9 protein-coding genes are annotated in these 11,918 nt (G+C 49.6%); all 9 read right to left on the bottom strand.

The genetic code is table 11. From position 1 onward, the window contains the following. Nucleotides 1-2 precede the first annotated feature (2 nt). From asnB to ACTZWX_RS01795, 9 genes are read right to left on the bottom strand one after another with little or no spacing between them, the layout of a single operon-like run. Nucleotides 3-1,931, bottom strand: coding sequence for an asparagine synthase (glutamine-hydrolyzing) (asnB, locus tag ACTZWX_RS01835; protein ID WP_444712495.1), 1,929 nt, complete (start codon nt 1,929-1,931; stop codon nt 3-5). A 3-nt stretch (nt 1,932-1,934) separates the two neighbouring features. Then, nucleotides 1,935-3,449: an oligosaccharide flippase family protein gene (locus tag ACTZWX_RS01830; protein ID WP_444712494.1), complete on the bottom strand. Its 1,515-nt coding sequence runs from the start codon at nt 3,447-3,449 to the stop codon at nt 1,935-1,937. Further along, nucleotides 3,446-4,564, bottom strand: a complete 1,119-nt coding sequence (locus ACTZWX_RS01825; RefSeq protein ID WP_444712493.1) for a glycosyltransferase family 4 protein — start codon at nt 4,562-4,564, stop codon at nt 3,446-3,448. The genes ACTZWX_RS01830 and ACTZWX_RS01825 overlap by 4 nt, the downstream gene beginning before the upstream one ends. Beyond that, on the bottom strand, nt 4,564-5,976 hold the full coding sequence (locus ACTZWX_RS01820) for an O-antigen ligase family protein (protein ID WP_444712492.1): 1,413 nt from the start codon (nt 5,974-5,976) through the stop codon (nt 4,564-4,566). The genes ACTZWX_RS01825 and ACTZWX_RS01820 overlap by 1 nt, the downstream gene beginning before the upstream one ends. Then, nucleotides 5,976-7,037 (bottom strand): polysaccharide deacetylase family protein, encoded by a 1,062-nt coding sequence (locus ACTZWX_RS01815; protein ID WP_444712491.1) that lies wholly within the window; start codon nt 7,035-7,037, stop codon nt 5,976-5,978. Before ACTZWX_RS01815 ends, ACTZWX_RS01820 begins: the two co-directional genes overlap by 1 nt. A 6-nt stretch (nt 7,038-7,043) precedes the next feature. Beyond that, nucleotides 7,044-8,165 carry a glycosyltransferase gene (locus tag ACTZWX_RS01810; RefSeq protein WP_444712490.1) on the bottom strand — a complete coding sequence of 374 codons (1,122 nt, stop codon included), beginning with the start codon at nt 8,163-8,165 and terminating at the stop codon, nt 7,044-7,046. Continuing rightward, nucleotides 8,165-9,076: a glycosyltransferase family 2 protein gene (locus ACTZWX_RS01805; RefSeq protein ID WP_444712489.1), complete on the bottom strand. Its 912-nt coding sequence runs from the start codon at nt 9,074-9,076 to the stop codon at nt 8,165-8,167. The genes ACTZWX_RS01810 and ACTZWX_RS01805 overlap by 1 nt, the downstream gene beginning before the upstream one ends. 4 nt (nt 9,077-9,080) lie before the next feature. Then, complete coding sequence (locus ACTZWX_RS01800; RefSeq protein ID WP_444712488.1) at nt 9,081-10,343, bottom strand: glycosyltransferase; 1,263 nt, start codon at nt 10,341-10,343, stop codon at nt 9,081-9,083. A 58-nt stretch (nt 10,344-10,401) separates the two neighbouring features. Continuing rightward, nucleotides 10,402-11,778 (bottom strand): hypothetical protein, encoded by a 1,377-nt coding sequence (locus tag ACTZWX_RS01795; protein ID WP_444712487.1) that lies wholly within the window; start codon nt 11,776-11,778, stop codon nt 10,402-10,404. Nucleotides 11,779-11,918: the final 140 nt, after the last annotated feature.

The raw sequence follows: 11,918 nt of genomic DNA, 5'->3' as shown, positions 1-11,918 counted from the left end.
CCTCATGATTGGTTGTGGTCAAACCAGGCCTGGAACATCAAAATTCCCCAAAGTTCAAAACTGTAGTCTTCTCTTCCAGAAAGATGCTCCTCCCACAACCAGCGAATTCTCTTTGTGTGCCAGTAACCCTGATCATTTAGCCGGTGTTCCGCCAGCAGTTCCTCAGCCCACTCCAGTAGCCCTCCCCTTAACCAGGCGGCAACCGGCACTGCAAATCCCTGTTTTGGTCGGTCAATCAGGTGCTTGGGAACGTAACGGTACAGCACAGTACGCAGAACCTGCTTGCCTACACCTCCTTGCAAGTTGAGTTCTTCAGGGAGCCCCAATGCAAACGAAACAATTGCCGGATCCAGCATCGGGATGCGTGTCTCCAGGCTGCAGGCCATGGCGGCCCGGTCCACTTTGGTGAGGATATCATCCGGCAGGTACCAATTAAGATCCCGCCACATCAGTGTCTTAAGGGTGTTATCCGGGATGCCCTCGGCGAGCGTCCTGTTCAATCCATAGTTGTACTCGCCAGCATCCTTCAGCGCCATTGCAGGATCTGGCCACAGGGAAACAGACCGCCTATAAAAGTCCGAAAGGTCGCGGGCGCCAGCTATCGATTGAATTCTGCGCAACTGGTACTGGATTGCCTCCAGGCTTCGGCTCTTCTGGGAAGATACTATTGCACGGATAAGCCTGGCAGAAAGCCCGGGCGGTAAACTGCAAGCAATACGCTTGAGGTGGCTGATAATCGATGAACGTTTGTTCCAGGCACCCAGCATGCCCGGGTAACGGGTATAGCCACAAAACAGCTCGTCCCCCCCATCTCCCGAAAGTGCCACAGTTACATGCTTTCGCGTCATCTGACTAACCAGATACGTTGGTATCTGCGATGAATCTGCAAAGGGTTCATCGTAAATGGCAGGGATTTCTGGAACCAGGTTCCTTGCTTCTCTTTCCGTCACATAAAGCTCGGTATGCTCCGTGCCCAAATGTTTAGCAACGGCCGCTGCATGCTCCGCTTCATTGAAACCTTTCTCATGAAAACCAATACTGAAGGTACGTACCGGCTGGCTGGCCAGGCTCTGCATAATCCCGACGACTGTAGAAGAGTCGATGCCACCAGACAGGAACGCACCTAAAGGTACATCAGACACCATTTGGTCACTGATTGACTGCTTCAGTAGCCTTTCGAGCTCATCGGCAGCACTTTCAAGGGTGTAACCAGAATGCTCCTTGAAGCTGGTTTCCAGCATCCAGTAACGCTGGGGATCCGGCAGTTGACCGGACTGAGGATGATCGAGGTCGAGGCACACATAAGAAGCCGGCGGTAGCTTGCATATGCCCTGGTGTATGGTGCGGGGTGCGGGAATCACATTGTGGCGCAGGAGCGCAGGCAGGACTGATGTATCAATAGCCCCTTGCCAAGCGGGATGTTGGCGCAATGCCCGAAGCTCTGAACCAAAAAGCAGGCTTTCACCCTGCCAGCCATAGTACAGGGGCTTCTCCCCCATTCGGTCTCTTGCCAAATAAAGCTTACGGAACCGATTGTCCACTAACGCAAAGGCGAACATCCCTGAAAGTCGCTGGAGCGCCGCTTCGACCCCCCAGGCCTCGAATGCTGCAAGCATGACTTCAGTATCTGAATGCCCTCGAAATATCGCACCTTTGGCTTCCAGCTCTTTGCGCAGCAGGCGAAAGTTATATATTTCACCATTGAATGCAATTACAAAACGGCCGGACTCCGACGCCATCGGCTGGGCGCCAAACTCCGAAAGATCAATAATCGACAGGCGACGATGACTCAGACCGAGGGACAAACTGTGGTCAAACCATACTCCGGCGGCATCGGGCCCTCTATGTTCGATAGCACGCCCCATCTGCTCTAGAACGACTTCCGCACCTGCAAAGGGTTTCGTGCTAACAAATCCGGCAAAACCACACATCCCTTATTTCCTTCCCGCCATGCGAACAATCCGGCCGCCCAGATATGTTCGCTCTTCCCTGTTTAATACCAATAACCAGAACGCCACCAGCCAGGCACTACTGCTCAGAAGCGCGCCGGTGACAATGTCAGCGTAGGAATCGTAGATTAGATAATCTCCCATAGCCAACAAAATCAACGCCATAATCCCTGCCGGCAAGAAGGCAGGTAGCACAGACCAACGGAGGTAATCCCACACTGGGAGCTCCAAATGTCTACAGGTATAGCGGAGATACAAAGGAACAAAGATCAACCCTGGCACTACCGACGCGAAAGCCACGCCCTCCAGACCAAAAGGGTGTACCAAAATCAGACTAAGGCCGATATTCATGGTCGCTGCTATAGGAGTAAGCCTGGCAAAAATGCCATGCTTGTTTATGGCCGTGAGATAGCGGCTGGCAAATGGATTAATAAAGGGAAGAATGGTGAAGAAAACCAGAAAAATAATCAGATACTTCGCCTTCTCACCAAACTCAGGCCCAAGCCAAATATTGATGAACGGGACGCCAAGCAGCAGCGCACCCGTACCCATGGCAAACACAATGCTGACCACGTATCGGGATGACACAAGGAATACCCGACGGATCATCTCGTCTTCAGCCTTGACACTTAACCCACTGAACAGGGGCATAAAGGCATGAGTCAACGTCCAGCCCAGTCCGCGAATATGTTGCGTCAGGTTTGCGGGTATGCTGTAAAACGGCACCATAGCGGGCCCCAGGATCAAGCCAATAACCAGAACGTCTGTCGCATTCTCAACACGGGTCGCGATACCCTGAACAAACGACTTGAATCCGAACACGATAAGCTCCCGAAGCCTTACGCGGGAAAACATCTCCCGTTGGGCGCGAATGGCGCCGTAGGCCGGGCGCGAGAGAATCCACATGAACAGCAGATACTTAACCGTGAGCCCAATCGCATTAATGCCCGCGAGAAGCACCAATCCGTTCTCCGGTGTGATCAGGCTATATAGCAGTACAGATCCCACCACCGAGTTCACAATGGTGATGTTGTTTTTCAGGTAATACTTCTGAAAGCCTTCAAGGTAACTTTCGGCCACGTATCCCGGAAAAGAAATCAGAAGATAGGCGCCGATAATAATCAGGAACAACGTGTACTTTTGATGGGGCTCACCCTCTGGAGCCAGTGCACCGCCAAACCAAAATCCCCATGAGAAAAAGAACACAAACAGCAGTAGGCCGACCACCACCATGAAGGCGAGCGCAGACATATAGACAGACTGAAGTGCGGCTTCATCCTTCTCTGCCAGATGCCTGGCGGCATAACGGCTTATAGCGGGGCGAAGGCCAAGATCGAGTATGCCCATGTAGCCAATAACCGCACCAATCATTTCCCAAAGGCCGTAGTCGTATTTGCCCAGGTTGTGGACAAATACGGGGGTCATAATGAAAGTAATGATCAGCTTTACGAACATGACCAATACGTTTGAGCCAGTATTAACGAGCAAAGTACGTATCATGAAGTTTGACCGGCCAACTCATCATAGAGTGCACGCAGCTCACTCGCTGGGCGACCAATGTGAAAACGCGCGATGGCAGTTTGCTGATAGTCCGAAAAACGATCTTTACTCGGGGCAGCGATCTCTGCTTTTATAGCGCAAGAAAGATCTTCAGCGCTACCGGGCGGAAAAATCCTTGTGGGCGAACCTGCAACCACTTCCCGAAGGCCGATGCAATCAGTCGAAAGCAACGGCACACCAGCAGAAAGCACTTCCATAGCCAACAAACCACAAGCCTCCCAACGGGAGGGCATAACGACCATGTCTACCGCTTTTATCATCGAGGGCATATTGTCTGTTGCGGGCATTTGAACGAACTCGTCAGCCAATCCCAGACTTGTCAGGTACTCGTAGTCTTCCCGGATAAAACCACCCCAACCAAAAGTCAGCACACGGGGCAAGGGTTCAATACCTTCTTGCTTTATTGCCAACATTGCATGCACAAGAGTACGAAAACCTTTCTGACCCATAAACCGACCGAAAAAACCAATGAGGGGCGTTGATGCTGATATACCAAGTTCAAAGCGAAGATCTGCTGGCTCACCCTGACTGAAAAAATCCGTATCCACACCGTGCAAGATTGGCTTTAGCCGCTCAGTACAAACTCCGGGGAAAAAGTCGCTGAAGTTTCTGGTCGCGTCCTCTGTTACCGTGTGAATACGGTCTATTCGACCAAAAAGCCGCGCCATAGCCAGTTTGCGAACCTTTCCTTTCAACCCTGCAAATTGTGAGTTAAGAAAAACATCATGAGCCGTCATCAAGTGCGGCGACTGGCTGGACAGGGTTCTTACAATTTCGGTCAGTACGCCTGCGCCAAATCCATGGGAATGAACCAGGTCATGCTCCCTGGTTCTCATGACGCTTCTTAGTGCAACAGCGAAATCCCACGAATTCTGAGGAGCAGGAATCACCTCGATTCGATCATACCCAACCACAGCATTAAGGTATGATGACAAGCCATTGTCTGGCGCATACAAGACAAACTCGCAGTCATCAAAGCAAGGTTGGGAATATACGTATCTGAGAAATGTCTTTATCCCCCCGCCTGGCTGCAGAGCAGACATTAAAACCTTCATTAGCATCGTTCCTGATTTTCATTCAATGACTTCCATGCTCGTGCTTCTCTGGGATTCCTATTTTGCAAACTCGAAGCCAGCCTGTAACGGTGATTTACTGCATCCTCTCCATTCAAACCCTCGTTTCTTTCGATCTCATCTGGAGATGGGATTAGCCTTCCGAAAGCAATCACAAGGCCCGCAAATAGGTACCAGTAATACTGAGAAAGCCCCCAATAATTAATACTGTATACAACGTACATCCAAAAAACACATAAAAGAACCTTATTTAATCGCAAAAAATAGTTCCCGGAATCTGAGACAATGTCGGCCATCTTCTCCCTAACCGACTTTAGTTTTTTAGCGATTTTCACCAAAAACATCATAAATATGATAAAACCAATAAATCCGAGCTCAATTAAAACTTCAGCATACAAGTTATGGCTTGCCTGTCGTGACCCAAGCTTATGTGTTTTGGCTTCGGGGGTTGTTCCCAAACCATGACCTACAATTGGCCTGCTCAACCCCACTTTAAATTCATTAACCATTCCACGAAATCTGCCTTCTGCCGAAGCCCCACCGGCAGTATCTCTATCGATAAGTGATAAATATCTATCCTTTTGGATCGGAGTCATAACGCTGAACGCGCAAACAACAACGATGACACCTAGCGCAATTAGTCCAGTTTTTCGCCTTGACTCCTTAAACACAAAAAAGGCAACTACCAGCAAAGCAATAAATCCACCGCGAGACATAGTAAGTATCAACGCATAGAGAAGCAAAGGAATCAGGACAAAATAAACTCCCTTACTAAACCAACCCTTTGGCCAAAGCAGATAATGTAGGAATGGAATGACTGTCGCTATAACGAACCCTAATTCATTCGGGTTAATTACATCCGCTGGCGCACCTGAAAGCCTGTTCGCAAACTCAGCACCCTGAAGGTGTGTTGCGCTTCCCCAGTAGCCCTGGGTTATATTAAGATACAATGGTTCCAGAACACGAAATATCTGACAAAATACGAATACAGCTACAAACCACTTGAGACGTTTTTCGGTATCTATAGTTAGCGCCGTAAAGAACAGAAAAACCACGGCCTTCAGAAAGGTTTCCCAATTACCTCGTATAACGCTCCCAGGCCACTCCACCAAGGGCAAAGTCAGAATAATGTACCCCACCAGAAGGAAAAAACCACGAAAAACTGGATCATCAAAACGCCCTTTGAATTTCTCTCGTTGAACAAACAATAATGTTGAGAGAATCAGAATCCCTATTAAGGTGGGCCTCAGACTACTGTAGCCGGGAATCCTTGCTGGAAACCGAAGGAAGTAATCCACGATAAAATACAAATAGAATAAAAATGTAAAGGTGCTGACAGTCTGCGTCGAAAGTCTCGCCCTAGAGAGAGTTAACGCTCCAACCGCCAGAACCATTACGCATTTCCTCTGGGGCTTGCGATAACAGTAGCGCCCAAATGAGAATCTCTCCGCAGTCTTATTTCCCTCCTTAGCCTATGCCCCAGAAATTCAACGCCAGATGTAGCCTTGAAGAATTGAAACATGTCATCGCCACTCACGTGACGACGCATTAAAAACGGATCTTTTGTTCCATTCGCATCAGGGAATGCCGTCACTGCCCCGAGGAACCCTGAATCTTCAACCAACGCAGGCAGGAAATACTGGAAATCAGAGGGCTGACCATTTGGATAGCAAAAAGTACGCGAGCGCCGCCCCAGGTTTTCGTTCAATGCATTACTACACCCGACTATTTCTACTTTAGCCTGAGATTCGCTGACCCTCCCCAACGAGGGGTGGGTAACTGTATGGCCTCCAATTTCAACACCATTCTGCTGCATCTCCGCAAGCTCATCCCAGCTTAACGGCTCAAACTCCGGGGGAATCGACTCGGGAAAGATCTTCCCGAGCTGGCGGGCCAACTCATCGATGAACCAATGTTTCTCATCATCAGGCAACGACAAAGCGTGATCGTTCCATTGCTGCCAATAGACTTGACGTGTTTCGGCATTCACCGGCCCAGCCTCACTCCGTAGAGCATCGATCGTTACTGCTTCCTGAATATAGTCGACCTGGCTCAACAGCCAGGTAATCTTATCCGGCCACAGCCAGAGTTTACGTTCTATAAACCCCGTGGTAACAAACAGCGTGGCAGGTACCTGGTACTTCTTGAGGATCGGATAAGCATACTGATAAAAATCGCGGTAACCGTCATCCACGGTAATGACAACCGCGTGAGAAGGCATGCGGTCGTGCTCACGCTTATACTGCATTAACCCAACCAGCGAAAACGGATTGTAGTTATCCTTGATGTGTCGGACCTGCTGTTCGAAGAACTGTGGACTTGCCCACCCTTTGACCGGCGGATCCGAAAACCGGTGATACATAAGGATGCGTGGCTGGTTCCGGCAGATCTGCCTGGCTAGCTGATAGCCGCCCCAAGGGCCCAGCGTGCGAATGGTTTTCGAGAACAACCCCATACTGCCTTACTCCTTGTTCAGCAGAGAGCCATAAACTTCCTGATGCTGCCGAACCATCGTTTCCATACTGAAGCGCTGTCTTGCATTAACGCTGGCATTTTCTCCCAAACGGGCACGGAGATCACCATCAAAAGCCAATGCTCTGAGGCGTTCCGCCAACTCACTCACATTACCACAGCCATACAAAAAACCGGTTTCTCCGTGGGCAATCGCTTCCGGATTGCCCCCCACGGCGCTACAAACCACGGGCAATCCCGCCTGCATATACTCTACCACGGCGTTAGAGAAACCTTCGGATTCAGAACATAACAAGCCGATATCCAGGCCGGCGAGACAACCCCTCACATCCCTACGCGCGCCCAGGAAGTGTACCTGCCCTTCAATTCCCAGCTCTTTTGCCATTGCTTTGAGGTCCCCGGGCTCCCCATCTCCAATGATAACCAGATGCAAAGCCGGACTTTGCCCTGACAGCAACCCTACCGCTCGTATCGCATCTTCCATCCGTTTTATCGGCCGGATGTTGGCGACAATTCCAGCGAATACTGCATCTGGATGCCCCGCTCGCAACTCCTGTAGATCCGAAGGTATTGAGGGTTGCACCTCCTCAAATTCGTATCCGTTGTAAATCACGTGGGTATTATCTGAAGAAACAGGCTCATGCCGAAGCGTCACTTCCTTAACCGCCTGACTGTTGGTGATCGCGGCGGCAACAAATCGACCACTTAGGTTCAACAGAGCCAGATACTTGCGGGTGTACCAATACCCCATATCCCGCCTGGAGATAATCGTTTCGATGCCAAGCAAACGGAAGATCGGCGGACAGACGACCGAGGAATCATTAAAAAACACATGAGCCAAGCGGCCACCAGAAGCCCGAAACCGCCGGGCGGTTTGCCAAAGGGAATACCAGGTAGCCACAGAAAGAATACGGTGCTGTCCCAAAACCGAGTAATCACAAGGGAATCCGCCGACCTGAAGAAACTCCGAATCCCGGAAGACCAGCAGGTGGGGCTTGAACCTGGTTCGATCCAGGCCTTTAACCAACTGGAAGAGCTGGCCCTCAGTACCAGCATTGGGATTACGGAAGTGGTCGATAACAAAGAGAATGGGCTGCGGTACGGAATCCATTAAACCTGCTCTCGCCCTATGAGAACCTTTAAGGCACGGGCGGGATCAAGTAAACCTGAAGAGATAAGATGCGGTAACGCCTTGGCCTTGCGCCTTTCTCGCCAATAGGTCTGTCCTAATCTGAATTGAAGCACCGCCTTGCGTTTTCGAATTGTGCTTCTCGTGTAGGGATAACGTTCGTTAGCTCGGCGAAGAATTTCCAGCCCAGTTAGCCAGCGACGTTCGAGCCCTTTAACACTAATGGCGTCGTCGTGTTTGCGGTAATAGAAAGCAAGTTTCGGCAAATAAGCGCATTTAGTCGCTTCCATGATCCGAATAGCCATATCGTGATCCTGGCCGGCCCTAAAAGATTCCTCAAATAAGCCAGCCTTCTCAAATACCGAACGACGAACAAGCGATCCCCCTGGCAGCGCCATGTAACAATCCAGCAGTAGCCGGTTAGGATCACTCAGTTCCTGATGACCATCACCAGGCACTTTGAACAGGAAATTACCATCAGCATCTACTGCATGACCTTGGCCATAAACCATACCTGTTTCGGGGTTAGCTTTCAGGAACGCCATTTGATCTGCCAGTTTTTCTTTGGCGAACATGTCATCACTGTCCAGGATTGCAATATAGCTACCGGCTGCTTGCTGAATACCCAGATTAATCGATGCAGACTGGCCCCGGTTCCTTCGCTCAGGGTGAGTCAGAAGCACCAGTTCTCCTCGTTCTGCCCATTGTTGTAACTTTTCATAAGTGCCATCCGTCGATCCATCATCGACCACAATAACCTCAACCGGACCGTAAGTCTGGTCAAGCGCAGAGTTAATGGCCGCCTCAATATAGGCTGCACGATTGTAGGAAGGGATGATTACGGAAACGAGTTCATTCGACGAATGCGACACAAAACTATTCTCGGAGGGCATGTATTTAAGAGAACCTCGGAAACCGGATGCCTAATTCAGATAAATACCTGTAATCATCTGCCAGACGATCACGGCTATTTTCGTTGAAATAATAAAAGTCCAGCCGCTGGCTATAGAATGGTTCTATATCAACCGTCCAGGCCTTGCCATTATTGATTGACCAATCCCGGAGCATATCGTTAAGTTTACGGGAATTAGCCAGTGCACTGATATTATCTATCGCAGTCTGACGAACCTGATCGTGTCCTTGAAAGTTCCTGTACTCCAGTATTTTCTGCCGTAACTCCCTGACAGACTTCACCAGCGCACCAGTCTTTTCGTTGATAAGGCTTTTAGAACCGATATGCGCATTGCGAAACATGAGTACAGGGGTGCCAGACATCAGAGACTCGGCAACAGCAATAAACGACCCTTCTCGGTAAGACATCGCACAGAACATTTTCGCCCGTCGAAAATAACGCCTTAGCTGTTCCTGGCTGGGATCCTCAACGATCGTTACCTGATCCGATACGCCGTATTCCGATGCCTCCTGGCGAATGCTCTCAGCGGTTCGAGAACCCAAAGGGACACCCACACAGGTTACCTTGATATCCCCAGGCAGCCCCTTTAATGCCTTGAATAATAGCCAATGCCTTTTGAAACTGGCAAAGTTGGCAACCATCAGGCAATCAATATCTCTTTCCTTAGCTGGCTCTTCGAAGAACGCAGGATTAACCCAACTGGCGGCGTTAAATGGGAGCGAGTGACAATTAGCACCTAGCGTTGGAATTAACTCCCTTTCATGACTATGAACTGGCATAACAAAAACAGGCTCTTGCTGGGCTCCGGCAACCAGTCTGAATAACTCTTTGGAGTACAATCCACTCCAAGAGGGTATAAATACAAGATGATACCGAACAATAATCTCATCAATCCGACCGGATTTGAGCAACTGCGCCAACTGGTTCTCAAAAGACACCAGCAATATTCCCTTCTCTGAGTCCGAGATGTAAGCCTTCAATAAGGCGCAGTAACTGAGGGAGACCGGTTTCGTTCCGCTCACGGAACGATTGACCAAACTGGCTAAGCCGAGCGACTCAGATAGCTGACGTTTATGAAAGCGGTTACCAGGAAAGTGAGCCAACGTCCCCGTAAGCTGATCAAGTCTGGGTGCGCCTCCCGCACCCTTGACGACACGACGCAAGACCATACGAATCAGAAAACGCCAACCTGCAAGATCTGATTCACGAGCGAGGTTAAACAGCTCTCGCTTTAACTTCCTTGTCATCTACAGCTCCGTTGAATTGATTCGCGTCGAGAGATGGAAAAGACGCCACTCAGGCGACTCAGTTTACCTGTAATTTAATGGGCTCAGGTGGCGAGGGGCAATTTACGCTCGCACACAACGCAAAGCCCTCCTGATTTGGAACGCCATTCTCATCAAAAACGTAAACGTATAACCCTGACGAAGTATCAAGTGAACCAAGGTTCAGAACGAACTCAACTTGACCAATATTCCAACCGATGGGCCTCTGTATTTCGTAGTGGGACAGGTCCTCGTAGCGTGGCGCATCACCTACGACAACTCGTTGAACACTGCTATCCATATAGATCTCTGAAATATATAGGTTTTGAAGCTTATCCTGCTTCGCATTGTTGCCAATCAGCGCGATGGTAGGGCTCAACCCTTCTTCGAAAGCTGCCCGGGGATCAAACTCACCCACCCCACCCATTTCGCCATTAAACCAGGACCGTATCAAACCTCTTTCAGTGTCGATTTCAACTTCGAAGTGATGCCAAATCTTAGGCTCCATTTCGCGACGCTGATATATTTTTCCAGTACCATAGTTTAAGTTTTCGGCTGATGAAACATAATAATCCGTCATAGAAAGACTAGAGCGTATTCCCTTCGAGTTTGGTTCATCCCAGATTCGTATATATTTGGTACCGGGACTCTCGAAACCATAACCGGACCCCGACCTTGAAGACTCCGGAAACACTGTGCTTGCTTTAGATTCGATACCGTCTATGACCTTTCCTCGTAGTCTATTTGAATTGATATGCCCGGGAAACACAAAGTTAAGGAGGCCTTCGTCATCTGTTCCCACATAATCTCCCGCCACCTCGCCATCTAAAGTTACTGGCTCTCCGGCTCGGAACTGCCCGTTGAGTTCAATGGGATTGATCCGCCAATAGTACGTAGAGTTATAATCGACCTTCACCCACCAACTAACGTAAATTTGTGGGTTGTTGTCAGGAGTGCTCCACCCATCAGGTCCGCCGTAAACAACAGGGCGCCCGAGCCAGGAGTTCTCACCGAAAAAATGATATCGGGCTTCGTCAAACTGATGACGCGCGTTCTCACCGTCGTTATCATACCTTACCGGCAGAATTGATGTTGAAGCTCCCCATAGGGATTCCGGATTCTCAGATGCTGGCTGAATTATATCGCCATCCCTAAAGTTAGAATATGCTGCTCTTCGTTTGCCGTATTCATAGGTTTCGTCCACATAGTCTACGAATACAGGGGCCGGTGACGGCTTATCCCCAAACCCCTGTCCGCTAATAGTGATTGCAGAGCCGTGCCTAAAATCTTCGGATACCTGAACTCCCGAAATAGACGGTTCTGCATTGGTGCTGGATGCGATTAACGACAGCGATCCAGCTGCAAATAAAAAAATCAGAGGGTTTATTCTTCCAAGAAGGGCGTAATGGAGAATCATTTTTTTCACTCCTATCAAATTCCATTACGCAGGCTTTGCGTAATGGATGCATGTTGCCGATTGGCAGACTATGAACGTCAAAACAGAGCATTAGCTTGCTGCCGTTCACATCCCAACCAAACGCCACATGTCGTTACCGA

This window comes from Marinobacter sp. NSM, from assembly GCF_052380025.1.
Lineage (GTDB): Bacteria > Pseudomonadota > Gammaproteobacteria > Pseudomonadales > Oleiphilaceae > Marinobacter.
This window is presented reverse-complemented; position numbering and strand designations above follow the sequence as displayed.

What these genes read in the sequence shown, in the direction of transcription:
- ACTZWX_RS01820 (WP_444712492.1), bottom strand. Translation starts at nt 5,976, where the DNA reads ATGGTTCTGGCGGTTGGAGCGTTAACTCTCTCTAGGGCGAGACTTTCG.
- ACTZWX_RS01805 (WP_444712489.1), bottom strand. Translation starts at nt 9,076, where the DNA reads ATGCCCTCCGAGAATAGTTTTGTGTCGCATTCGTCGAATGAACTCGTT.
- ACTZWX_RS01830 (WP_444712494.1), bottom strand. Translation starts at nt 3,449, where the DNA reads ATGATACGTACTTTGCTCGTTAATACTGGCTCAAACGTATTGGTCATG.
- ACTZWX_RS01825 (WP_444712493.1), bottom strand. Translation starts at nt 4,564, where the DNA reads ATGAAGGTTTTAATGTCTGCTCTGCAGCCAGGCGGGGGGATAAAGACA.
- ACTZWX_RS01815 (WP_444712491.1), bottom strand. Translation starts at nt 7,037, where the DNA reads ATGGGGTTGTTCTCGAAAACCATTCGCACGCTGGGCCCTTGGGGCGGC.
- asnB (WP_444712495.1), bottom strand. Translation starts at nt 1,931, where the DNA reads ATGTGTGGTTTTGCCGGATTTGTTAGCACGAAACCCTTTGCAGGTGCG.
- ACTZWX_RS01795 (WP_444712487.1), bottom strand. Translation starts at nt 11,778, where the DNA reads ATGATTCTCCATTACGCCCTTCTTGGAAGAATAAACCCTCTGATTTTT.
- ACTZWX_RS01810 (WP_444712490.1), bottom strand. Translation starts at nt 8,165, where the DNA reads ATGGATTCCGTACCGCAGCCCATTCTCTTTGTTATCGACCACTTCCGT.
- ACTZWX_RS01800 (WP_444712488.1), bottom strand. Translation starts at nt 10,343, where the DNA reads ATGACAAGGAAGTTAAAGCGAGAGCTGTTTAACCTCGCTCGTGAATCA.